This is a genomic window from Vibrio sp. D420a (assembly GCF_030248625.1).
Classification (GTDB): Bacteria; Pseudomonadota; Gammaproteobacteria; order Enterobacterales; family Vibrionaceae; genus Vibrio; species Vibrio fortis_A.
This window is the reverse complement of record NZ_JAHGAN010000002.1, coordinates 547,059-571,866: the sequence shown is the minus strand read 5'-3', so window position 1 is coordinate 571,866 and position 24,808 is coordinate 547,059. Positions and strand designations below refer to the sequence as shown.

Below are 24,808 nucleotides of genomic sequence, written 5' to 3'. Positions count from 1 at the left end.
GGGCTAGAATATTTTTATAGGCTGTTAGCGAAAGTCTGTTTTATCAAGTCAATCACAGTGTCGTATCGACGTGGTAGGGTACGGTTTCTCTTCTGTACTAAGTAGAGTGCCTCTTCCACTTTGACCTTGGGTGGAACTACATGCAGTTGGTCTTTGTTTGGGAAGTTATCAACTGCACCTTCAGGCAGCACCGTAAATCCAAGTCCTTTGGAGACGGGCAGTAGAATTTGATGGAGCTGGTTAATGTATCCCGTTTTAGGAAGCTCGTTGATATTGAGCTTTTTCAGCGCGTCATCACCACATAAATCGAAATACAGAGAGAGATAATGGGTTGAGTCAGGGTGAGCGATTAGGCCCAACTCGTGGAGCTTTTCAGGAGTAATCTCGACGTTTTCCAAGCTCTTGTGAGTAATCAGACACAAGGCTTCCTTACCAATCATTTCTGTTTGATAGACTCGATCATTCGGTAGTTGAGTCACGATGCCTACATCAATTGTTCCTTGTAACACATCATTGAATATTCGTTGGTTGGGTGAAGCCTCGACGTGAATACTGAGCTTTGGATGCTCGGTTTGCAGTTCGAGAAAGTCGGGGTAAAGCTGCAGAGCAAGGGTACCAGAGCAAGACAGGTTGCATTGACCTGCAAAAGGGTTGTCAAACCGCAGAGATTCAAACAGCTCTTCTTGCTCTTTGTTTAACTTAAGCGCGTAGCGATAGATAATTCGACCTTGCTCGGTTAGCTCGAAGGTTTTGTTTTCTCGTGAGAGCAGGGAGCAGTTGCAGGCTTGCTCTAGTTTCTTGATATGTTGGCTGACTCCCGGTTGAGTCATATAGAGTTTTTCTGCCGTTTGAGTGAAGTGACCCACTTCCACAAGTGTTTTAAAAGTATTAAGCCAAAGCGGATTAATCATTACGCGCCCTATATAACAAATCATTATCACAATCTCTAATTAGCATAACCCATAGTAGTCAGAATGGATAAAGATATCGTTATAAATCTCAGCGATTAAAGGGTTGCAAGTTTGTTGTTGATTTGTTGTAGTTGCCACCTAGTGCATAAAAGGTGGCAAAATGAACAGGAACGTTTGGATACTCTCTCTCTGTCAGGCTCTATTGATGACGGGCAACATTCTTCTTATCTCGGTGATTGGTTTGATCGGTAAACAGATCGCGCCGAGCCAAAGTATGATTACTTTACCTGTTGCACTGCAGTTCCTTGGTTTAATGGCGGCGACCATTCCTGCGTCTCTCATCTCTGGAAAGCTTGGCCGTAAGCGTGGCTTTAGTATCGGTAATATCGTGGGTATATCAGGGGCGAGTTTGGCGACGTTCGCTCTCTCAACTCAACACTTTTACCTGTTCTGCTTTGCGACCTTTTTACTCGGCGTTGGTATCGGCTTTGGTACTTTGTATCGATTTGCTGCGATTGAAGTGTGTAGTGAAGATGCGCGCCATCGAGCGATATCGATTTCAATGGCAGGTGGTGTTCTGGCAGCCGTATTAGGGCCAAACTTGGCGGTAATGTCTCAGCAGTGGTCACAAGATAGTCTTTATATCGGCGCTTTTGCATCTCTAATCGGGCTGAACGTACTGGCACTGCTTATTCTCCAGACTGTTCAATTCCCTAAGTTCAATCTAACAACCCAACAAGTCAAGCCAGACCCTGTGTGTACCATGATCAAAGCGCCCAATTTCGTGGGTGCGGTGTTTGCCGCTATGGTCGCTTATGCCGTGATGAACATTCTAATGACAGCAACTCCGCTTGCGATGATTGGATGTGGTTTTGATTTCACCAAAGCCGCCGGTGTGATTGAGTGGCACGTATTAGGTATGTTCGTCCCTGCATTCTTCACGGGTGGACTCATCGAGAAATTTGGGGCAAAACGTATGATTCTAGCTGGAGCAGTACTGTTCTTGTTGTGTATCGCTATCAATATTCACGGTGAGTCAATTTGGCACTTCAGATCGGCGCTTGTGTTACTGGGGGTAGGTTGGAACTTTATGTTCATTGCGGCCACAGGGTTATTTAGTCAATCTTACCAAGCGAAAAACAAGTCTAAGGCGCAGGCCCTGAATGAGTTTGTGGTATTTAGCTGCGTTAGTGTCACTGCTCTTCTCTCTGGGTGGCTTGAATCTACGGTTGGTTGGCAAATGCTTAACATCTACGTATTACCGTTTGTTCTTTTGGTGATCATGGTGTTTGCGTTTAGTGCTAAGAAAGCGAGCCGCCCTTCATTGACTCAGTAATTCAATCAACATCAGCTTCTATAAACCCACTTTAATTGAAGTGCTCGCCCTGTTTAGGTGAGCACTTTTTTTGAATGTTGTATTGTTAAATATTTGATAAATAATTAAAAAGTTCAAACTTTCTCCATCTTTTATTGGGATTGTGGATTGTAATCCCATAATCGACAGATTTTATGCATAGCTTTATTCGATATTTACTTTTTTTTTATGAATCATATGTATAATTGCGCCGCTTTTATTCTAGGAGGCGTAATGAAAGTAGTAGAACGTCCAAAGTTAACGTTGTCTTTGTTGTTGCCAAAATATTGGTGTGTCTGGTTTGGTTTTGGCTTTTTAGCTTTATTAGTGAATCTTCTACCTTATCGAGTATTAGTTTTTATTGGAGAGGGCGTTGGTCAGCTTGCAAAGTTGATTATTAGTAAACGTGCGAAGGTGGCTCGACGTAACTTTGAGTTAGCATTTCCTGAGTTATCCGAGCAAGAAGTTGAGAAGTTAGTTCGCCGAAATTTTGATTACGCGGGAATGGCTCTGATTGAAACAGGTATGGCTTGGTTCTGGCCAGATTGGCGAGTAAAGCGCCATATGCGTGTTGTGGGTAAAGATCTTATTCTTGAGCAAGAAAAGAATGGACGAGGCGTGCTGGTGGCATGTGGCCATTTTCTAAACTTAGAAATGACAGCAAGAATTTTTAGTCTATTTGCACCGGGTTACGGTGTGTATCGACCACATAGTAACGCCGCTTACGAGTTTATTCAGCATCATGGTAGAACGCGTAAAGGGCATAAAATGATTGATCGCTCTGATCTAAAAGGCATGCTCAAGGTACTTAAATCTGGCAATCGTCTATGGTATCTACCTGACCATGATTACGGAGCAAATGCTTCTGTATTCGTGCCGTTCTTTGGTGTCGACAAAGCTTCAACCACGGCGGGCACTGGCTTCTTAATTGATGCGACCAAGTGTGCAGTGATGTCAGGAGTCAGTGTCAGAAAAGGTGGTGTTTATGAGCTGCAGATCAGCGAGGACTTTAGTGATAAGTTCCCACGTAAGCAGCCAGAAGTTGCAGCGCAAGTCATGAACCAAGAAATTGAGCGGTTAATCTTAAAAGACATCAGTGCTTGGATGTGGTTACACAGAAGGTACAAGACCCTGCCTGAAGATCATATCGGCCCTTGTCGCTATGCATAACCTATTTGTACAAAAGATTACATAACAGAATTCTGTTCATAATTTCCATTAAGCCTTGGGTGTCAATCCGAGGCTTTGTTGTATTTGTGACCTATTACGATAAGAAACGAACAAAGTACCGTCATTTGCGTAAAATGTGAGGTTCATATTTTGTCATAATTTCAATAATTGTATATATTCGCCTGCTAAAACTATAAATACCAATAAGCAACGAATAATGACTGCCAGCCTATCTTCTCAACGACGTGAAACACTTTTAAACGATACCGATCAGCTGGTATCGACGACCGACCTAAAAGGTGTGATTACCTACAGTAATGAGGCGTTTTGTCGCATTGCAGAATATGAACAAGATGAACTATTGGGTCAAAACCACAATATTGTTCGTCACGATGAAATGCCTAAAGCTGCGTTTGCCGACATGTGGGTTAACCTCAAACAAGGTAAGGCTTGGCGTGGCATTGTTAAGAATAAAACCAAGTCGGGCGGCTATTACTGGGTGGATGCCTATGTGACGCCAATTTACGACAATGGTGCAATCAGTGGCTATCAGTCGGTTCGTGTGAAGCCTAAAGCTCAATGGGTACAAATCGCAGATAAAGCGTATCAAGGTCTATTGAAGGCAGAGAAGAATGGTCGTCAATGGTCGTTGCAGATCAGTGATAGTGTTCGCTACGCTATTCTTCTCGGATCACTTTCAGCGCCGGTTCTATCGAACATGATGGATCTAGGTCAGGCTGCGCAGTGGCTGTTCAGCTTACTGCCTGTTTCTGCACTGGCACTGCTATTTAGACAAGAGCTTATCGACACACCGCGCGAGCTTAAAAAGCTTCAATCTAAGTTTGATAGTGTTAGTCGCTTAGTTTACTCGGGCAATAGTCAATTCTCGGTTGCAGACTTTCACCTTAAGTTGGCTTCGGCTCGTATTCGTACTGTATTAGGTCGAATGACAGATTCTGCGAAGCCAATTCAAGACTTGGCAGATAACTTAAGCGCGACTTCTTACCAAGTAACGGAAGCGCTTGATCAACAAACCAAAGACATTCTTGAAGTGCGTGAAGCAACTGCGGAAGTTGAAGTGACGGCCAATGAAGTGTCATCGACAACTCAAGAAGCGCACCAAATTGTAGATATCACCTTTAAGACGTGTGCGAGTGCTAAAGAGAGCATCGACCAAACACACAGTAACCTTGATAGTTTGAATGTACAGGCTGAAAAAGCGACTCAAACAACGTATCAGTTGAGCGATCAAGCTCAGAGCGTCAGCAAAATGATGGAAGAGATTGGTGGCATCGCAGAACAGACTAACTTGCTGGCTCTCAACGCTGCAATTGAAGCGGCACGTGCAGGCGAGCAAGGCCGTGGTTTTGCTGTTGTAGCAGATGAAGTTCGTGCACTGTCAGGTCGCACTTCAAAAGCAACTGTACAGATCAAAGAGAGCATTGAAACCATGCTGCATACCATTGAAGGATGGCAGCGTGATATCTTGGATAACCAAGCTCAGACAGCAAAGTGTGGTGAATCTGCACAGGTAAGTTCAGAGCGCTTATCTGAGGTTGAGTCGCTAATGGGGCAAATGAATCAATTGATGCAGTCTGTTGAGAGCGCAGCTAACCAACAGCGTCAGTTGACTAGCGATGTAAACCTGCATATTCAGTCAATCGCTTCTACGGCGGAACAAAACCAAGCGGCGACACATTCAGTTAAAGAGAACTCAAACGATCTAAAGAATCAAGTCGGGGAGTTCCATCTACTTGCGCAGCGTTTTGAAGAGAAGTAACGCTAGCAATTGGACCACATAGAATATGAAGCCCCGCACTCGCGGGGCTTTTCTTTTTTAGTTTCTTAGCTCTTGCCTAGCCATTGAGGCTCTTGTAGAGATACTTTTCACACGTGACGTCACTGATGCGTTTGAGTGCGTGGGAGATCAGTGCAACCACGATTAAGCCAAACAACAGCCGGCCCCAGAAAATAGTGATGAAATCCGCGCCAATTAACATAATAAGAATCGTGTCTTCGATCATACTGTGGACCAGATTCAACAGCATGATTGCTGTAAAGATATCTCGTGCGGGGATATGTCCTTTATTTGCTTCATTGATCAATAAGCCTCCACCAAAAGATATTCCTAGAGTCATGCCGACGATAGTCATATTGGTCGCTTCAGGGCTTATACCCAACACTCGCAGAACGGGACGCAGTGCAATGGCGATTAGCTTTTCGATACCTAACATCTTTAGCACTTTAAGTGTAAACAACAGCACAGCGATGATGATGAAAATCATAAACAGGCTTTCGACTTGGCTCCAAGCCCACTCAAGATAAGTCTGCTCGCTGTTTAAGTCTGGGGCCCATATTACTTGTGCCGTTTGTTCTAGTAGACCACCCCATGTATAAATTTGGTGAAGTATCCAAGCAAACAATAAGCCGCCACCGAGCCTTAGTACCATAGTCGCAAAGACACTCACACCCGCTCGTTTAGCGACGGCGGCTTCAATCGGCAGTGAGTGTGCAATCAACATTAATGAACCTAATACCGATACTTGTGCGACACTGAGTTCAGCATTGGTGTTCATGAAGACCAATAAGCCTGCATAAATGTTCGTTAGAAGGGTTGTAGCCCATACCAACCCCATCTCGCTAGGTAAACCGACAAAGCTCATTAAGGGGCTTAGCCATTCGCTCAGTAGCGTGATGCCGCCCATCTCTTCAACGATTTTGATGATAATGATGATTGGGATCATCAACTTGTATAGTGTCCAAGTTACATCAAATATTTCGCGCCAAAGCTCGGAGAAGAAATTTTGGAACTTTCTCATTGTTTCATCCTTTTCATTACAACTGATAGGATGAATGGTAAGATATTCATAAGAAATATGATTAACCAGTTTAGAGTTGAATTGAGCTAATTATTTTTTATTTATCGATAAGTGATAAATTTATTTCGCAAATTCTGGGTGTGGAGAAATATATGGAAATAGATCGAATTGATAGAAGTATCTTGAGCCTTTTGCAAAAGAACAATCGAATTGCCAATATCGATCTGGCCGAAGCCGTTGGGCTGTCTCCACCCGCTTGCTTGAAGCGTGTTAAGAGACTTAGAGAAGGCAAGATCATTGTTGGTGACGTCGCGCTGATTAACCCAGCATTGGCAGGAAACAAAATGACGCTGATAGTATCCGTCGAGATGGAACGCGATAGAGGGGATATCTACAGTGTATTTAGGCGTTCAATTGAGCAGGCTCCTGAAGTCACACAGTGTTATCAGATCACCGGAAGCTATGACTTCCTGATCATTGTTTCAGTACCCGACATTCAAGCCTATGAGCGCTTTATTGAAAGGGTGCTGCATCAGGATAAGAACATTAGAAAGTTTCATACTTCAGTGTCGACCAAAACCGTAAAGTTCAGTACTGAAGTCAATGTTGAAGAGATCCAATAAAAAATGCCCCGCTCAACGAGCGGGGCATTTTAGTTTCGAGATGCAGAGATTAAGCTAGAAGCTCTTTCGCTGTGTTTACTACGTTTTCAGTAGTGAAACCGAACATCTTGAATAGCTCACCTGCTGGTGCAGACTCGCCGAATGTTGTCATACCGATGATCTTGCCACCGAAGCCAACGTACTTGTACCAGAAGTCAGCGATGCCAGCTTCTACAGCGATACGAGCTGTTACGTCAGATGGAAGTACAGATTCACGGTACTCAGCGTCTTGTTTGTCGAATGCGTCAGTTGCAGGCATAGATACTACGCGTACCTTCTTACCTTCAGCTGTCAGTTCAGCTGCAGCGTTAACCGCTAGCTCAACTTCAGAACCTGTAGCGATAAGGATTAGCTCTGGCTTACCTTCACAATCTTTCAGGATGTAACCACCCTTCGCGATGTTAGCTACTTGCTCTTCGCTACGCTCTTGCTGTGCAAGGTTTTGACGAGAGAAGATTAGAGACGTTGGGCCGTCTTTACGTTCGATAGCCAGTTTCCAAGCGACTGCAGACTCAACTTGGTCACATGGACGCCATGTGCTCATGTTTGGAGTTAGACGTAGAGAAGCCATTTGCTCAACTGGTTGGTGAGTTGGGCCATCTTCGCCAAGACCGATAGAATCGTGCGTGTAAACTTGGATGTTCTGAACTTTCATCAGAGCAGCCATACGCATTGCGTTACGAGCGTATTCCATGAACATCAGGAATGTTGCGCCGTATGGTACGAAACCACCGTGCAGAGCGATACCGTTCATGATCGCTGTCATACCGAATTCACGTACACCGTAGTGGATGTAGTTACCCGCTGGATCTTCAGCAGAAACAGACTTAGAACCAGACCACATAGTTAGGTTAGAAGGTGCAAGGTCAGCAGAGCCGCCTAGGAATTCAGGTAGCATAGCACCGAACGCTTCTAGTGCGTTTTGAGACGCTTTACGTGATGCGATGTTTGCTGGGTTAGCTTGAAGATCAGCAATGATTTGGTTTGCTTTATCTTCCCACTGTGCAGGAAGTTCACCGTTTACGCGGCGTTTGAATTCAGCTGCCAACTCAGGGTGTGCTGCTTCATAAGCTGCAAGTTTCTCGTTCCACGCTGCTTCCTTAGCTGCGCCTGCTTCTTTCGCATCCCACTCTGCGTAGACTTCCGACGGAATTTCAAAAGGACCGTGCTCCCAACCAAGTTCTTTACGTGTAGCTGCAATTTCTTCAGCGCCTAGTGGTGCACCGTGACAGTCGTGTGAACCAGATTTGTTTGGAGAACCAAAACCGATGATAGTCTTAGTACAGATTAGAGTAGGGCGTGGGTCCGCTTTAGCGGCTTCGATTGCTGCGTTGATTGCTTCAGCGTTGTGGCCATCTACTGCTGGGATTACGTGCCAGCCGTAAGCTTCAAAACGCTTAGGAGTATCGTCAGAGAACCAACCTTCAACTTCACCGTCGATAGAGATGCCGTTGTCATCCCAGAAAGCGATAAGCTTACCAAGACCTAGCGTGCCTGCTAGAGAACATGCTTCGTGAGAGATACCTTCCATCAGACAGCCGTCACCCATGAATGCATAAGTGAAGTGGTCAACGATGTCGTGGCCTTCTTTGTTGAATTGTGCTGCTAGAGTTTTCTCAGCAAGCGCCATACCAACAGCGTTAGTGATACCTTGACCTAGAGGGCCAGTTGTTGTTTCGATACCCGGTGCGTAACCGTACTCTGGGTGACCTGGAGTCTTAGAGTGCAGTTGACGGAAGTTCTTAAGATCTTCGATTGATAGCTCGTAGCCCGCTAGGTGAAGCAGAGAGTAAATCAGCATAGAGCCGTGGCCGTTTGAAAGAACGAAACGGTCGCGGTCAGCCCACTCTGGGTTTGACGGGTTGTGGTTTAGGTGATCACGCCAAAGAACTTCAGCGATGTCAGCCATACCCATAGGTGCGCCTGGGTGGCCAGAGTTTGCTTGTTGTACGCCGTCCATGCTTAGAGCACGAATAGCATTAGCTAGATGTTTACGGTCCATAATAACTACCAGTGTTTAAATATTGGAATTGGAAATTGAAAGGGGAACGCAAACGTTCCCCTTTTTTAATTCTGTGTGATTACAGCTTAGCTGCGATCATGTCTTCTAGTTTGCCTTGGTCAACTGCGAAGTTGCGGATACCTTCTGCAACTTTCTCAACTGCCATAGCGTCTAGGTTGTGCTCCCATAGGAACTCAGCGTGAGTCATTGGAGCAGGGCGCTCTTTAGAGCCTTTAGAGTCAACTAGCTTCTCTACAACGTCACCTTCAGCAGCTTCTAGTTCAGCTAGAAGAGCAGGAGCGATAGTTAGGCGGTCACAACCAGCAAGTTCTAGGATCTCGCCGATGTTACGGAAGCTTGCACCCATAACAACAGTGTTGTAGCCGTGCTCTTTGTAGTAGTTGTAGATGTCAGTTACTGAGATTACGCCTGGATCCTCAGATGCTTCGAAGTCACGACCTTCTTTCGCTTTGTACCAGTCCATGATACGACCAACGAATGGAGAGATTAGGAATACGCCAGCTTCAGCACATGCGCGAGCTTGTGCGAATGAGAATAGAAGCGTTAGGTTACAGTTGATGCCTTCTTTCTCTAGGATTTCAGCAGCACGGATACCTTCCCAAGTAGAAGCCAGTTTGATTAGGATGCGATCGTTAGTGATGCCAGCATCGTTGTACATTTTTACTAGCTGACGAGCTTTAGCAACGCTGCCTTCAGTGTCGTAAGAAAGACGAGCATCAACTTCAGTAGAGATACGGCCTGGGATTGTTTTCAGGATTTCTTTACCGATGTTTACTGCAAGCATGTCACAAGTGTCTTGTACTTGTTGTGCTTTATCAGCGCTTTGTGCTTTAGCGTATTCGATTGAAGCATCGATAAGTGGCGCATACTCTTCGATTTGAGCCGCTTTAAGAATCAGAGATGGGTTAGTTGTTGCGTCTTCTGGCTGGTACTTTTTGATTGCATCAATTTCACCAGTGTCTGCTACTACTGTCGTTAGTTTACGAAGTTGCTCTAATTTGTTGCTCATTTTGATCATCCTATCTATCGCATAACATCTCGTGTGAAGAGAGATGTGGGCATTTGCAAGCTAGCTAATAAACTTCTCATCACCAAATCATTGGTTCAGTTGTTCATTAATTTTAAAATTTCGAGCTGACGAACATTTGCTTCGAACATATGTTCGTTGGCTGAGTAAATGATGAAGCCATATTTATCCGATCTCACGGCAAAGTCAATGGCAAATAGTGCAGTAAAGTGACTTTAATCAAATATAATTTACTCCAATAAACACGGGGTCTGAAAGCAAACGTTTAATGGTTGTGTATTGAGCAGTTCAATTACACTTTGGTGATATTGATTGTTGTGAGCATTTGTTTTCTACCATTACAAATATTCATGGTGTAAACTGATGCGACAGTTGCTTTGCTATCGGGCATTTGCTGCTTATTTAGGTGAATAAATTGTTAAATAGTTGTTGGGTGGTATATGAGTAAGAATATTCAAGATGTGTCGGAAGAAAATACTGATCTTCTCACTGAAGTGGCGGTTGCCTACTATCAAGACGGTGCGACACAGGAAGAGATATCGAAAAAGTTCTCAATCTCTCGTGCAAAGGTTGGTCGAATGCTCAAGCAAGCTCGAGACGAAGGTATCGTAGAAATTACAGTAAAGTACCACCCAGTATTTAGCGCTAAAATAGAACAACGCTTAATTGAGCGCTTTGGTGTCAAGCGCGCACTTGTTGCTCTGGATCAGCCGAACGAAGAGCAGCAACGTCTTCAAGTAGCTGGCTTAGTATCTAACTATTTAACCAGCACCTTAAAAAACGGCATGGTAGTGACAGTGGGTCAAGGCCGCAACGTATCGTCTGTTGCACACCACACTGGTGTAATTACCCCACGTGATTGTAAGTTCGTGTGTGGTATCGGAGGCATTCACCCAAGAGGCGGTATGTTCAATGCCGACCACATTTGCCGTCAGCTGGCGAAAAAGTACGGTGGTTCATCGGAAACTCTGTATGCTCCAGCCTATGCGGAGAACAAGGCTCAAAAAACCGCATTCATGGAAAACAGCACAGTTAAGCAAACACTCGATCTCGCTCGAAAGGCCGATGTGGCATTAGTGGGTATCGGTGACATGAGTGAAAACAGCTACATGGTTGACTTAGGCTGGTTTACCGCAGGCGAGGTAGTTCAATCTCGTTTACTACAAGGTGTCGTCGGTGACTTCGCAGGCTACGACTTTTTTGACGTACATGGTAAAGCGGCAAACACAGTAATGAGTGACCGTGTTATTGGCTTGGGATTGGAAGAGTTTCGCCCGATTGCAGAGGTGATTGCCATTGCTGCAGAGAACAGTAAACCGCTCGCGTTGTTGGGGGCTCTAAGAACTGGCGTGGTTGATGTAATAGCAACCAGCGTAAGCAACGCATTGACCGTTCTTAACTTGGATGAGCAGATGAAATATGCCGAAAAAGGCGAGAGTGCCAAATAACTGATTTGCCAATGAGTTTAGTTATTTAGCGAGATTCGGTTGGATTTGCTAGGCAATGAGATTAAAAAATGGAAGCACACGCTTCCATTTTTTATGCTTCACACTCTTCTTTTGTCGAAGGTGAATAGTGCTTCAGATATTGGCTAAGTTCTTCGTACGGTAATGGACGAGAGAAGTAATAGCCCTGCATTAAATCACAGTGACAAGCTTTTAGGACATCGAAGTGCTCTTTGGTCTCGACACCTTCTGCCAATACCACCATGCCAAAGTTTTTACCGATGGCAATGATGTTTTGAACCATCGTCAAAGATTGAGCATCGCAGTTAATGTTCTCGATAAAGCTCTTATCAATCTTCAGTTCGTAGATTGGTAATGCCTTAAGCATACTCAAAGAAGAGTATCCTGTACCGAAATCATCCAGTGAGATCTTAATGCCTATATCGTTGAGCGATTCAAAGATAGGACGCACTTGTTGTACGTCTTCTATGAATAAGTTTTCGGTGATCTCCAGCGTTAGGTAGTCACTCGGGAATTGATACTTTTCAAGTGTCGCAAATAGATGCTCTGCAAATGCAGCATGCATAAATTGACGCACAGAGATGTTGATCGATAAACCTAGTTTAAACATCTCAATTCGGTGTAGGTGCGCAATCTGTTGGACACTGGATTCAATGATGAACGCGCCTAATCTTGGCATCAGCCCGGTTTTTTCTGCCACGGGGATGAATACGTCAGGTGGTACAAAACCTAGTTCATCGTCAATCCAGCGCACCAGAGCTTCCACACCATGAACACTGCCATCTGCACATAGGAGAGGCTGGAACACCATAAAGAGTGTCTGTTTCTCAACGGCGACTCTTAGCTTTTGTTCCACCTTCATCTTATACAAGTGAGTTTCCTGCATCTCAGCTGTGAACATGCTGTACGAGTTCTGCTGTTGTTTTGCTTTGTACATTGATATGTCGGCTGAACGCAGAAGGCTATCGAGGTCCGTACCGTGTTGCGGGAATTGTGCAATACCGATACTACAGCTTAATAGGAATTGTGATTCGTCTACGTCATAAGGTTTCGATAACACCTCGATTATTCTTTCCGCCAAACGGTGCAATTCGCTCTCATTGGTCAAGGGCGTTAAGAATAAGAACTCATCACTTGAGTCCCTAATAACAAGGCTCAGGCGTGACTGGAAACGGCTCAAGCGAAGCGCAATTTGCTTGAGGATCTTATCGCCAAAGTCATGCCCATGAGTGTCGTTCACACTCTTAAAGTTGTCGATATCAATAAACAACAAGGTAAACGGATGTTTCTCATCATCAAGCCATTTACTGATGTTTTGGCGCATATAGAATCGATTCGGTAGCGAGGTTAATGGGTCGTGATTCGCTTGATAAATCAGCTGCTTACGAGTGCGAAGCTCACTCTTGGAAATCGATTTAACCAGTGCGTAAAAGCAAGCATGTAGCAGCAAGAACACAGCAATGTAGATGCTAAACTCTTCCCAGAAAACCTTATCTACATACGCAAGTTCTGTTGTGCCGATAACCCAAAGTTTGTAATCGTTCAGGTACGTAGTGGTGACAATGCTGTTATTGCCTTCTTGTTCAACGATCGCAGAGTAGATCTTTCCACTCTCTTTAGCGTCTTGAATTTTTATGTTGTACGACTTGGCGAAGCTTTTGGCGATGTGCTCGACCATATTGGCGTCAACGGGAGTAGAGTAGGCTCGTAGTGAAACCACATCCTTTGAATAGAACTGACGATAAAGGTCGTCGCGCAGCAGGCTCAAGCTGTTGTACTCAGCGGTGTTAACGTTCTTTTTAAATAGGATGGTACTGTTAAGTTTCAATCCTGCCGTCATTACCGCGGCGACATCAGTGCCGTTGGTGGAAATCGATTTACGAATAGGGATGATCAGTGTGCCAAGGGAGTCCTGGAAGTAGGTACGACCTAACACCATTTTTTGGCTTTCAATCGCCTCTAAAAAGGAGTCACGGGTGTAGTCATAGTCGAGAAGATTGCGCTGCTCAGTCAGCATCAAATTTGAGCTAACGGCTAAGTATTCACCTTTAGGATTGATCAAACCAAAAGCGGCGATCGCCGGGTGAGTGTCGAGCAGTTTGTCCAAGATAGGACGAATTTGAATTGCTGCAGTACGAGTAAAATCAGATTGTTGGAGTAATTGATGACCGACGACTTCTAGTAGCGCCTCTTGGCTAGTTAGAAGCGATTCAATAGAGTTCGAAAATAGCTCCAACTGCATGTGCTGTTGGCGGGTGAAGTCGTCTCGGTTAGTTTGCCATTTGATAAGCCCAAACGCAGAAAAAAGTATCAAAGTCAGCAGTACGATCAATACGTACAACGTCCAGATATTTTTTTTGAATACAGCCATACAACGCCTTTGGGTCTAGATAACACTCATGTAACGGCCAATTTTGAGAAACCTTGAATCGAAATTGTAAAAAAGAACGCCGTATTTATTCTGTTGTATAGTAACAAAACACATAGCGACTCAGTATTGTTTCGATCAAAATTATTTGTTGTCTAGACCTTTTATTGTGACATTCTTACCGTTATTTCTATTTTGGGGTGACCTCTATTGGCAATTCTTCGTTTGCTCCCCATTCAGTCCATGAACCATCATAAACACTCATTGGGTTGTTGTGCCCTGCAATTTTTGCAGCCAGAAGAATGATACAAGCCGTAACACCAGAGCCGCAGCTGAAAACCATAGGCAGTTGTTGTATCTCTAATCCGCTGAAGATTGTTTTCAGTTCTTGCTCTGACTTTAAGCGCCCATTTTCCATAACTTGTGCGAAGGGTAGGCAAACAGAGTGTGGAATGTGGCCGCTTCTCAACCCAGGTCGAGGCTCTGGTACTTTAGAGTCGAAACGTGCTTGAGAGCGTGCATCTAGAATATTGGCTTGTTGCGTTTTAGAGTAGTCGTTGACTTGAGTTGCATCGATAAAGTAACTCTTATCTAGCACTCCTTCAAAGTCCCCAAGGGCATCAACGGTGCTGTAACTTGGAACTGTCTCAAAGCCACTTTCGACCCACGCTGGTAAACCACCATCCAGAATCAGAGTATTGGTATGCCCCATAGCTAAGAACATCCACCAAGCGCGTGGTGAAGCAAAAGTGCCTGCGTTGTCATACACCACGACGGTACTCTTATTGTTTATGCCAAGCGCTTGAGCACGTTCATTGAAGTGTTTCTCGGTCGGAAACATATGAGGAAGCAAGGTATGCTTATCACAGAAATCTTTGTCGTAGTCGAATTTTACCGAGCCAGGGATGTATTGGTCAGTAATCTTTTCTGCTTCGCCCGGAATTTGAAATTCGATACTGGCATCGAGAAGGATAACGTCTTGCTGTTTTAACAGCTCGTTCAACTGAGCGGGTGTGATCAGAGGTTGAGTCATAGTACTCCACTTCCTGTGTTGTTATTGTTTGAATTGATATATCTACAAAGGTGAACTTTGGGCAAGCTATTGGGTGGTGTCTGCGGCAATACAGCGCTGATATTTATAACTTTGTTGCCCGGTTGATTGATTCAATAATGCATCAACAATCACTATAGAATCAATGGGGCATTCAATAGTTGCTGGGACTGACAATCGAAAGCTTGGCTCATCATCAAGTTTTAAAGTCAGATAGCGACGATGGCCATCAAGCGATTGGGTAAGGGTATTCGCCATGACGGTCGCCCGCTTTTCTACAGTGTTGGAGGAAGGGGTGGTTAATTGAATCAACGCCACTAAAACTACAACCCCCAAACCTAGAATAACAAACGCCAACTTTAGCTGTTTCATAGAGTTGTTTGAGCTCCTAGACTATGTGCAGTTAGTTTTAAGATACGCCAGTTATAACGAATTGAGTATAAAGATGCGCGAGTTCGTGAGGCAACTAACAACAAAAAGCGAGCCCAAATAGGCTCGCTTGTATTTACTCGAATATCTACCAGGTCACTTGCATCACATCGGATGAAACAATTTGCTGAAGCGGCGCTTGACCATCATAGAACCAGATCTCAATCAGGATGTTCTCCTCGCTGATTGGAGCGGTAAATGAAGAATTAAACTGCCCATTGTTCAAAGAGCCAGCCAGCAATCTGCTTGAATAGTCTGGCTTAAAAGTCGCGTCACTGCGTTCAGAATAGCGGCTATATACAGATACGAATGAACGGTTAGTTGATATATGACTGATATCGATATTAAGGTCGTGCTGTTCTACCGGGTTGTAGTCAAAACCATCGGGTACGGTTAAGTCGGACATCGTGCTTGCCACTGCTGGAGCGGGTGCAGCCGTTGAACCGCCACCTCCGCCGCCACCTCCACCACAACCAAAGATCAAAGTGGTACTAGCGAGCAGTGAAATTAACGAAGCTTGTTTAACCATGGCTCTGCATCCTTTTGTTGGTGTTTCCTGTAGTGCTGACGACTCAGTGTTACTACCGTTAGTATATGGTTTTGAGGATTTCATTTGCGTATTCATCATGATTACTCCTCTGAGCTCAAGTCATAACATTGGCCGGCTTCAGGTGACTGGAACCAAGTTGTCGCATCTTCGCCGCCAGACTCTGCAAACGTCTTGAATTGTGGGTATGCCGTTACGATGTCTACACGTTCTTGTGGCCATTCCCACTCGGCTGTTGACGTAATCATTAATGCCCAAGGGTGATTCTCTGCTGTTTTGAAGTACTTGCCCTCACTTGGACTACTGTCATCAACACCTAGGCCAGTCTCGAATAGGTTTGCACTGTCGAAGGCTTCAGTTGGTGCTTGATCAGCCAAGTGGACTTCCCAACTACGACCTGGGTGTAACGGTAAGTTTGGACCGTGGTAGTGACCAGGAGTCGCAAAGATGAATGGGTCGTACGGCATATCTGTCCAAGCACTAGTGTCAACGCCTTCACCGTCTAATGAAATACCAATTTGGAAAGCAAATTGTTCATCGTCTTTACAACCATTTTGTGTACGATAGAAATCACAACTGGTAGCGATTTTTTCAGTCAGGTTCTCAGCGACAACAAAAATGGCTTCACTGCGACCGCTTTCCATATTGAGAGACGTGAACACACCATTCTCTTTCATGTAAGAGTTACCAGTGTTGACAGAGCTTGGCGCTAAGTTCGGAAGGCGAACCGCAAAGCCATTAAGGTAGTCCGCGCCGACAGCCACCAGACGACCATCAATCGTTGATTTGACGACTTTGCCATCTTTTAAGATCTCCGTGATTCGGTAACGAAGTACGGCATCATTCATGTCGTAGTCAGCTTTGTAAGGCCAGTTATCTTCATACGCGAGAGTGGCGTAACCCGATGCGCTTGGGAAGTAACGAGCGGTAGCACCGTCATTTAGTACATCGACTTGAATATCAACAACTTCACCGGACGTTGAGCCGCCGTAATACTCGAGGTTGGTCTGTTGACTGAAACGGAACCTAGCCCACGTCGTACCGGTTAAGGCGTTAACGTCGACGTTGAGGAAAAGCTCGTTTTCACCAGCAGATAGTTGATAGTCAGCGAACACTTTTTCGTTCTCACCATCAAAGCTACCATCTTGGTTCCAATCTATCCAAGCAGACAGATAACCCGTGGTTGACGCTTCAACCATCACTTTAGAATCAAGCCCAGCCTCAAGCGCAGTAACAAAGCCGATACCGCCGTTGGTCCACTCATCATCTATACCGGTTGTCTCATCGGACTGTGGAGATACAAAACCGTCTTGCTCGCCATCTGGGGCTTCACTGCCGAGCCAAGTCACACCATCGAGCTCATGTCGCGGGCCGTTGCTATTAAGCAGTGTTAGATAGCTGTCTGGTGCATCACCAAAATCGATGTTGGAGTCTTCGTCAATAACAGGAGCGTTTGCACAACGAGCACCATCATTCTGATTAGAGCTAGGGCCGTTAGATACAAACTCAACGGCAGGAACGATACCTGCAACAATATTGGCCGCGTTATCTGGAGATAGATTCACACGGTAGATTTTACCGTCTTGGTTACGTGATACGTAGTAGTTACCGTTAACATCGAAATAGCCCGCACCAAACGTACCCGTTTCCCCGGTATCACCAATTGAGGTTGTGGCGCCAGTGGTTGGGTCGAAGGAGTAGAGCACCCCTGAGTTGTTATCGATTCCGTAAAGCTTGCCGTCACTTGGGTGGAATGCGAAGTCAGTGAGCTTAACCGTGGCTATATCAGACACTTTTACAACAGGTAAGACTGCGTTGGGGTCTGACGCGAGCGGCGTTAAGTCGATTGTGAACAGTCCTTTGCCAGTGCGATATAGATAGTAAGTACTGTTATAAACATCGCCAACATAAAAGGTGTGGTCGGTTGGTAAACCGCTGGTATTAACGACTTCAGCTTGGAAATTAGATCCCAGTCTTACGATGCGTTTGTTAGTAGTGTCGTAACCGTAGATATAGCGGTCATCAAAGCTAAAACCGACACCATTAATATTGGCGTTCATGCCTGTGTCTGATTGCAACAGCGTTGTAGACCCTGTGACTAGATTGACGCCATATACTTGAACTGGCGTTGATTGAAATAGGTATGCCTTGCTTGGGCAAGTGTCGAATGGCGCGGCTTGAGCTAGAAGCGGGGCACCGAGTAGCAAACTTAACGTTGGGATTCTCATATCAACATCCTTGTAATGGAAGATACTGTATGAGTATCAATTCTTATGCCATTTTTAAGTTGTTGTATTTATTGGTTTTATGTTTCTGTCTCTTAGTTTTCTCAAAATGAGAATTGAATTGGCGTCGAAATAAGCCAAGTAGCGAAGAGAGTTTTCAAAATGAAAATAAGTGGAAGCGGATAGAAAAAGAGCCTCAATCCAAGGAGTGAGGCTCTAATAAACGTGTTTTAGAACGAGACAGTACAGTGCGATGTTTACTTGGATTCGCCACACACTGTGCAAGTTGGCATTTTCATTAATTTCATTTCACGCCAACTGTGTGACATCGCATCTAAGATAAGAAGTTTACCTTCTTTCGGAGAGCCAAATTGCGCTATTACTTTAATGGCTTCTAGAGCCTGTGCAGCGCCGACCATACCTACAACAGGTGCCATAACGCCAGCCTCAACGCAGCTAAGCGCAGCAGAACCGAACAGTGCACTTAAGCATTGATAGCAAGGAGCATTTTCGTCTTGGTAGGTAAATACACTGATTTGACCTTCCATACGAATTGCTGCTCCAGAGACTAATGGAACCTTCGCTTGGTAGCATAATCGATTGAGTTGATTACGTGTCTCTACGTTATCACATGCATCCAGCACCAATGTGTGTGATCTAATCAGATTACTGAGTTCATCGTCTGACAGACGTCGGTCGACTGTCTCTACAGTCAAATGAGGATTCAGCAGTTTGAGTGATTCAGCTGCCGATTCGACCTTTTTCTTTCCGACGTCAGCATCGGTATGCAACACTTGCCTTTGCAAGTTAGATAGCTCTACTACGTCATCATCAATGAGCGTGAGCTTGCCAATACCCGCTGTGGCCAGATATTGGGACGCTGCACAGCCTAAGCCGCCTGCGCCCAACACAACAATGGAGCTTTGCTTGAGGGCTTCTTGTCCCTCAAAATCGAACTGTTTAAGAATGATCTGGCGGTTGTAGCGAAGCATCTCCGCATCAGACAGAATTTCCATTAACAAGCCTCGTTAGTAGAGTGTTGAATTAAACAGTTGGATTTGAACAGCTTCACCTGCTTCGACACGACCGCGCTCACGTTCAAGTACCACAAAGCAGTTCGCAAGGCTCATCGAGCGGAACGCGCCTGAGCTTTGGTTACCGGTTGTTTCGACGACAAACTGACCATTTTCGATGGTGTAGATACCACGTTGATAGTCGGTACGACCCGGTGCTTTTTTAAATGCTGAACGCGTTGTCGCTGGAATAGATTCAGGTGCCTTCCACGCTGTGTTGCCGGCCAATTTAGCGAGCATCGGTTGTACGAGTACGTACATAGTCAGAACTGCGGATACTGGATTGCCCGGAAGACCACAGAACCAAGCGTTCTCTAGTTCGCCAAACGCAAAAGGCTTACCCGGTTTGATTGCGAGTTTCCAAAAACCAATCTGACCAAGTTCTTCAAGAATGTCTTTGGTGTAGTCCGCTTCACCAACACTCACGCCACCAGAAGTCACGACAACATCAGCGAGCTCTTGCGCTTTTTCGAATGTTTGCTTAAGCGTAGCAGGGCAGTCAGGAATGATGCCTAAATCAATGGCTTCACAGCCGAAGGCTTCAATCAGAGGCTTAATGCCGTAGCGGTTGCTGTCGTAGATCTGACCATCTTCTAGTGGTTGACCTAAAGGCTTAAGCTCGTCACCAGTAGAGAAGAAAGCAACCTTAGGTTTGCGCAGCACTTGAATGTGGCTAATACCCAGAGACGCGATCATTGGAATGTCACGAGGTGTCAGACGTTCGCCTTTACTCAGCACAACGTCTCCTTGCTTGATGTCGTCACCCGTTGGACGAATGTTGTTGTTCGGCTTGATGTCAGTTTGCTGAATCTCGATGCCGTTTTCGGTTTCACGCGTATTTTCTTGCATGATGACCGCATCGCAACCTTCTGGAATTTTAGCGCCAGTCATGATGCGCACACAGGTGTTTTGTGGCCATTCGCCTTCAAAAGGCTGACCTGCGAATGATTTACCTGCGAGTGGGAGTGTATTGCCGTTTTCTAGGTCTGCTAGACGAAGGGCATAACCGTCCATTGCTGAGTTATCAAAAGGAGGAACAAAAATAGGTGAGAGAATATCTTCAGCAAGAACGTAACCTAGAGCATCCGCCAACGGCAGTGATAGTGTGTCTTGAATTGGTGTAATTGGTGATAGCAGCTTATCAAGTGCTTCTTCAATTGGCATTAAGCCCGGAGCGTCGCAACAGCCCATAATTGAATTCCTTTGATCGTTATTATTTTGATTTGTTTGTTGGTACATCGGTATCAACGAAATTGATGCCACTTTAGCATAGTTTGAGGCCCGTAAATAATGACCTCCCTTAAAATATGGGTGTAATTATTCAAAATTCCGAGTATCCTTGTCTGCCATCCAAAAGGGGTAATAGAAGAGGAAGTTCAATGTCAGGTCTTAGCGAATCAGCGAAGTTGGTTAAAGATGCGCTAGCGAGCCGCGGGTTAGAAACACCAATGAGCCCGAATCAGGTAAGCCGTGAAGAGAAAAAGGAACGAATCGAACACCATATGCGTGAGATTCTGACTCTTCTAGAACTTGATTTAACCGATGACAGCTTGGAAGAAACACCGCATCGTATTGCTAAAATGTATGTCGATGAAATTTTCTCTGGTTTGGATTACGCCAACTTCCCTAAAATCACCGTGATCGAAAATAAGATGGGCGTTCGTGAAATGGTACGTGTGAAAGACATCACAGTAACCAGCACGTGCGAACACCACCTAGTAACTATCGATGGCAAAACGGCGGTTGCTTATATTCCTCGTGGTAAAATCATTGGTCTTTCTAAGATCAACCGTATTGTTCGCTTCTTTGCTCAGCGCCCACAAGTTCAGGAGCGCATGACTCAGCAAATTCTTGTTGCACTTCAAACTCTGCTTGAGACGGATGATGTTGCGGTAACAATGGATGCAGTTCACTACTGCGTGAAGTCTCGTGGTGTTATGGATGCAACGAGTGAAACGACCACAACGGCACTGGGCGGTATTTTCAAGTCAAACCCAGCAACTCGTCATGAGTTCTTGCACGGTCTACGCTAATCTACGATTGATTAGATAAGTTCGATTTCACTATTTAAATCGACAAGAAACATTCGAAGCCTCGCATTCTGCGGGGCTTTTTTGTATCTGATTCGCACCATTGCCTAACGCGACAGCAAGCGTCATGGGGAGTTTCTTTAAACATATGTGTGTTTGTGCTGGCGATAAATCCCCGACTCAGTCGTCCCTCCTTCTCGGGAATGACGGGTTAGAGTTCCAGTGGCTGTTCGATATGCTGTCGTGTCTTAATAACTTTCGTCATTCCCTAAAGCGAGGGACGAGCGTAATAGGGAATCTGTGTGACTTTTCGACTTGGTATGAGATCCCCGACTCAGTCGTTCCTCCTTCTCGAGGATGACGGATTGAGCTTCGGAGGTAGATTGGTGTGCTGTCGCGTTTAAATAACTGTCGTCATTCCCTAGAGCGAGGAACGAGCGTAGTAGGGAATCTCTTGCGAAGGTAATGAATGCGAATAAAAGCGCTCTACAGGTAGCAAAGCGCAATATTTATAAGAGTAGAAGCGATTAAGACAGGTTAAACAAACGCTTGAGGTTATGAATTAAACCTGATGGCTTATTCTGATCTTGATAGATACTCAAGCCGTCGTAGAAGCTACCCATAAACGAGACACGAATCTCATCCTCTGTTTGTTTTACGATTCGACAAAGTAGGGAAGCTGTCGCGGCGGCGTGATCGTTCGCTAGGCTATAATCCATACCCATGCGGCCTTGAACAAATAGCCATAGGTGAGTGATGAATTGCAGCTTCTTTGAACTTGAGTGGCTAAATTTCTGACTATGCTCTTGGCCAACGGTCTCTTCCAGCACTTGCTGCATAGCTTCGCTGGCATCTTTATCAGAACTAAATTCATAGCTCGCATCGATGTGCGTTTTTGTCAGCAAGCCAAGCAGAGTTTGAATACTGGAGTTGTCAGGTTTGTTTTCACACGCGTGCTTGAACAAAGACTGATTACTCTGGATAAAGTCTTTCGATTCCTGCTCAAACCCAATTTTTAAGGCTTGGATCTGTTCAAAACCTGCTTCTGATAAACAGTGTTCGAGTTTACTCATCGTGCTGGTGCTATTCGTTACTTTGTAATTCTTCCCAAGTCACTTCAGCTGACTCGGTATCACTGTTCACAAAGGCTGAATTGCCCGTTAACATCACTGACAGATCCATTGTACGTTCTGTCATTTCCGCCATTTGCTCGATGCCTTCATTGCTCAGACGAACAATTTGAGCGTCCAAGTAACCAAACTTACCGCGATTTTGTTCCCACCAAACATTTGATTTGGTGTTAAAGCTAAATACTTTGACTGACTTTGCTAAGCGAGTGGCTTTTTTAACGCGCTCTGGATCCGGTTCACCGACATCGATCCACTCTAAGATCTGATCATCAAGAGACTTTTGCCAAAGGTCTGGTTCTTCAATAGTCGACAAGCCTTTGGTGAATTGAAGCTCTGGCGATGCATTGATACAAAACGCCATGATACGCGCCATCATGCGTTGCTCTGTCTCAGAAGGGTGTTGTGCGATAGTGAGGTTGAATGAGTCGTAGTAGTCTCGATTCATGTCAGTGAGTGAGATACGAAATTTGTAGATTGTAGGTTTAAGAGCCATTAGCGCAGTCTTGTATTATAAATTGACCTCTATCTTACCTTAACTGGATGAATTTTGGGTAAAAAAATAGCCAGCGTCGGCTGGCTATTTTAGGAATGCGTTAAGCGATCAATTAGATTACTTTGATGCTGTCTGCTTGAGGACCTTTTTGACCTTGAGATACTACGAACTCAACTTTTTGGCCTTCAGCAAGAGTTTTGAAGCCGTCACCAACGATTGCAGAGAAGTGTGCAAATACGTCTGGACCGTTCTCTTGTTGGATGAAGCCGAAACCTTTAGTTTCGTTGAACCATTTTACTGTACCAGTAACTGTGTTAGACATGATGATATCCTAAATTATTTTTTATTTGAGCCTATTGCGGCACCGATAGCGTGGAAAAGTTTATTGCTATTGCGTACAACACAACGGGGGGTTACTAGTAATCCGACGATATGTTTATATACAAAGAACTTTCTTTCTAGCCGAAATCGAGTCTAAATCAAACAGGGTAGGTGTCAATGGGATATTGTGCTAAAGGTTGCAGAACTTTGGGGACAGTCAAACTTTCCATCCCTTAGATATCATGTAGTTACAATGGTATGGTGTTTTGTTGTACTTTTTGTGACAGATAGGTGTGATTTTTGGCAAAAAACTGGAGTCAAAGCACTAATTCAACAATTATTAATATCAATAATGGATGTGAAATGTGAGGCGTAAAACAAATATAGAAACGAGACTCATTCGAACAATTGATTGATTACCGCCCCGTCTCTAAACGGGTTTTTAAGGCAGGTATCACACCCAAACGACTGCAATACCCAACCTTGGGAGTCTCTGCTTAATGGGTTATGCGATACAAATTCCCATTGTCGGTACTGAAATAGATATCACCTTCTGGCGTGACTTCAATATCACGGACTCTCTCTCCCATATCTTCAAACAATCGTTCTTCAGCTACGGCCTGGTTTTTCTTATTCAGGGTAACAACATTAATATGAGCGAGCTTCAACGCACCCGAAAGTAGCTTGCCATCAAGCTCAGGGAATTTCTCTCCTCGATAAAGTACTAAACTGCCCGGAGCGATAGAGGGAATATAAACCTTTACAGGTGACTCAATGCCTTTCTTCGTTTCTGCTTCGCCAACTTTAATTGGGCCCCAATACTCTTTGCCATGGGAAGTCACTGGCCAACCATAGTTTGCACCTTTCTTAATCAGATTGATCTCATCACCACCACGCGGCCCATGCTCAATCGACCAAAGCTTCTTAGTTTTTTTATCATAAAAAAGACCTTGTGGGTTTCGATGGCCGTAACTCCAAATCTCATTAAGTACGTTTTTGTTTTTCACAAAAGGATTGTTTTTGGGTACCTGCCCGTCAGGCGTTAGTCGTAAAATAGAACCGGCGTGGGTTTGCGTGTCTTGGCCGTTGTCCCGCTCACCACGATCACCAATGGAGAAGTAGAGACTGTTGCTATCGAAAGTAATGCGGCTACCAAAGTGACGACCTGTATCTGTTAGGGATTGAGAGACGAAGACATCTTGCCAGTCGGTAATCTGCGTTCCGTTATAGGTCGCACTTGCGAGAGCAGTGACGGCATCACCTTGTTGCTTTTTACTGTAGGTGACGTAAATTTTGTTTTGTTCAAATGGCGATAGGGCGATATCTAAGGCGCCACCTTGACCTTTAGCCCAAACATCAGGCAGACGAAAAAGAGTCTCTTGTTCGCCAGTTTTGAGATTAACCTGTTTGATCACGCCTTCTCGTTCAGTCACTAACATTGTATTGTCATCAACGTACGTAAGCCCCCAAGGAATCAATAATCCATCGGTGATCTTCTCAACTTGAAGCGCTTGGCTGGGTAACGCAACAGCTAGGCTTAAAGCCGCTGTAATACAATGACTTAATCTCATACAGTCTCTCCAAACAATCCCTTGTCTTTTAGTGTAGCGTTACTATTGCTCATGAAAAGTGACTATTTCGAAAATAAATGTAAATAGTATTGTATGAATAAACCATGTGGCGTATGTTATCTCGTCTTTCCTCACGAT

General features: G+C 44.8%; 21 protein-coding genes. 6 read left to right on the top strand and 15 right to left on the bottom strand.

The genetic code is table 11. The annotated features are described in order from the left end of the window. Positions 1-14: 14 nt before the first annotated feature. Positions 15-911 carry a LysR family transcriptional regulator gene (locus KI743_RS03375; RefSeq protein WP_285464943.1) on the bottom strand — a complete coding sequence of 299 codons (897 nt, stop codon included), beginning with the start codon at positions 909-911 and terminating at the stop codon, positions 15-17. Between the two features lie 160 nt (positions 912-1,071). Here KI743_RS03375 and KI743_RS03370 point away from each other — a divergent pair, with 160 nt between their 5' ends. The 3 genes from KI743_RS03370 to KI743_RS03360 all read left to right on the top strand — a co-directional run bounded on the left by KI743_RS03370 (position 1,072) and on the right by KI743_RS03360 (position 5,215). Continuing rightward, positions 1,072-2,247, top strand: coding sequence for an MFS transporter (locus KI743_RS03370; protein WP_285464941.1), 1,176 nt, complete (start codon positions 1,072-1,074; stop codon positions 2,245-2,247). A gap of 252 nt (positions 2,248-2,499) precedes the next feature. Beyond that, the gene (gene lpxL / locus KI743_RS03365) at positions 2,500-3,435 is read left to right on the top strand and encodes an LpxL/LpxP family Kdo(2)-lipid IV(A) lauroyl/palmitoleoyl acyltransferase (RefSeq protein ID WP_150896603.1); all 936 of its coding nucleotides are present in this window, start codon (positions 2,500-2,502) and stop codon (positions 3,433-3,435) included. Between the two features lie 217 nt (positions 3,436-3,652). Further along, positions 3,653-5,215, top strand: a complete 1,563-nt coding sequence (locus tag KI743_RS03360; protein ID WP_285464938.1) for a methyl-accepting chemotaxis protein — start codon at positions 3,653-3,655, stop codon at positions 5,213-5,215. A 76-nt stretch (positions 5,216-5,291) separates the two neighbouring features. On the opposite strand, the gene KI743_RS03355 is transcribed toward KI743_RS03360, so the two are convergent. Then, positions 5,292-6,254 (bottom strand): hypothetical protein, encoded by a 963-nt coding sequence (locus tag KI743_RS03355; protein WP_285464936.1) that lies wholly within the window; start codon positions 6,252-6,254, stop codon positions 5,292-5,294. A gap of 152 nt (positions 6,255-6,406) precedes the next feature. Here KI743_RS03355 and KI743_RS03350 point away from each other — a divergent pair, with 152 nt between their 5' ends. Beyond that, the gene (locus KI743_RS03350; RefSeq protein ID WP_150896600.1) at positions 6,407-6,877 is read left to right on the top strand and encodes an Lrp/AsnC family transcriptional regulator; all 471 of its coding nucleotides are present in this window, start codon (positions 6,407-6,409) and stop codon (positions 6,875-6,877) included. 49 nt (positions 6,878-6,926) lie between these two features. Here KI743_RS03350 and tkt read toward each other — a convergent pair whose 3' ends face one another. Both tkt and tal read right to left on the bottom strand, forming a co-directional pair. Then, positions 6,927-8,918, bottom strand: a complete 1,992-nt coding sequence (tkt, locus tag KI743_RS03345; RefSeq protein ID WP_285464933.1) for a transketolase — start codon at positions 8,916-8,918, stop codon at positions 6,927-6,929. Positions 8,919-8,997: 79 nt separating this feature from the next. Further along, the gene (tal, locus tag KI743_RS03340) at positions 8,998-9,948 is read right to left on the bottom strand and encodes a transaldolase (RefSeq protein WP_004737207.1); all 951 of its coding nucleotides are present in this window, start codon (positions 9,946-9,948) and stop codon (positions 8,998-9,000) included. Positions 9,949-10,406: 458 nt separating this feature from the next. Between tal and KI743_RS03335 the strand changes: the two genes are divergently transcribed. Then, the gene (locus tag KI743_RS03335; protein WP_152469676.1) at positions 10,407-11,414 is read left to right on the top strand and encodes a sugar-binding transcriptional regulator; all 1,008 of its coding nucleotides are present in this window, start codon (positions 10,407-10,409) and stop codon (positions 11,412-11,414) included. A 91-nt stretch (positions 11,415-11,505) separates the two neighbouring features. Here KI743_RS03335 and KI743_RS03330 read toward each other — a convergent pair whose 3' ends face one another. From KI743_RS03330 to moeA, 7 genes are all read right to left on the bottom strand, one after another. After that, positions 11,506-13,803, bottom strand: coding sequence for a bifunctional diguanylate cyclase/phosphodiesterase (locus KI743_RS03330; RefSeq protein WP_285464924.1), 2,298 nt, complete (start codon positions 13,801-13,803; stop codon positions 11,506-11,508). 187 nt (positions 13,804-13,990) lie between these two features. Then, positions 13,991-14,833: a sulfurtransferase gene (locus KI743_RS03325; protein ID WP_285464922.1), complete on the bottom strand. Its 843-nt coding sequence runs from the start codon at positions 14,831-14,833 to the stop codon at positions 13,991-13,993. 66 nt (positions 14,834-14,899) lie between these two features. Next, a complete protein-coding gene (locus KI743_RS03320) occupies positions 14,900-15,223 on the bottom strand; it encodes a hypothetical protein (protein ID WP_150870293.1) in 324 nt (107 codons plus the stop codon). 145 nt (positions 15,224-15,368) lie between these two features. Continuing rightward, positions 15,369-15,905, bottom strand: coding sequence for a hypothetical protein (locus tag KI743_RS03315; RefSeq protein WP_373417790.1), 537 nt, complete (start codon positions 15,903-15,905; stop codon positions 15,369-15,371). A 5-nt stretch (positions 15,906-15,910) separates the two neighbouring features. Next, on the bottom strand, positions 15,911-18,055 hold the full coding sequence (locus KI743_RS03310; protein ID WP_285464918.1) for an LruC domain-containing protein: 2,145 nt from the start codon (positions 18,053-18,055) through the stop codon (positions 15,911-15,913). A 254-nt stretch (positions 18,056-18,309) separates the two neighbouring features. Further along, the gene (gene moeB / locus KI743_RS03305; protein WP_285464916.1) at positions 18,310-19,068 is read right to left on the bottom strand and encodes a molybdopterin-synthase adenylyltransferase MoeB; all 759 of its coding nucleotides are present in this window, start codon (positions 19,066-19,068) and stop codon (positions 18,310-18,312) included. Positions 19,069-19,080: 12 nt separating this feature from the next. Next, complete coding sequence (gene moeA / locus KI743_RS03300; protein WP_285464912.1) at positions 19,081-20,316, bottom strand: molybdopterin molybdotransferase MoeA; 1,236 nt, start codon at positions 20,314-20,316, stop codon at positions 19,081-19,083. Between the two features lie 188 nt (positions 20,317-20,504). Between moeA and folE the strand changes: the two genes are divergently transcribed. After that, positions 20,505-21,158, top strand: a complete 654-nt coding sequence (gene folE / locus KI743_RS03295; protein ID WP_150870299.1) for a GTP cyclohydrolase I FolE — start codon at positions 20,505-20,507, stop codon at positions 21,156-21,158. 524 nt (positions 21,159-21,682) lie between these two features. Here folE and KI743_RS03290 read toward each other — a convergent pair. From KI743_RS03290 to KI743_RS03275, 4 genes are all read right to left on the bottom strand, one after another. Next, complete coding sequence (locus KI743_RS03290) at positions 21,683-22,228, bottom strand: hypothetical protein (protein WP_285464910.1); 546 nt, start codon at positions 22,226-22,228, stop codon at positions 21,683-21,685. Positions 22,229-22,238: 10 nt separating this feature from the next. Beyond that, positions 22,239-22,778 (bottom strand): YaeQ family protein, encoded by a 540-nt coding sequence (locus KI743_RS03285; protein WP_285464909.1) that lies wholly within the window; start codon positions 22,776-22,778, stop codon positions 22,239-22,241. 112 nt (positions 22,779-22,890) lie between these two features. Continuing rightward, a complete protein-coding gene (locus tag KI743_RS03280; protein ID WP_032552737.1) occupies positions 22,891-23,100 on the bottom strand; it encodes a cold-shock protein in 210 nt (69 codons plus the stop codon). A gap of 496 nt (positions 23,101-23,596) precedes the next feature. Next, complete coding sequence (locus tag KI743_RS03275; RefSeq protein ID WP_285464907.1) at positions 23,597-24,670, bottom strand: PQQ-dependent sugar dehydrogenase; 1,074 nt, start codon at positions 24,668-24,670, stop codon at positions 23,597-23,599. Positions 24,671-24,808 lie beyond the last annotated feature (138 nt).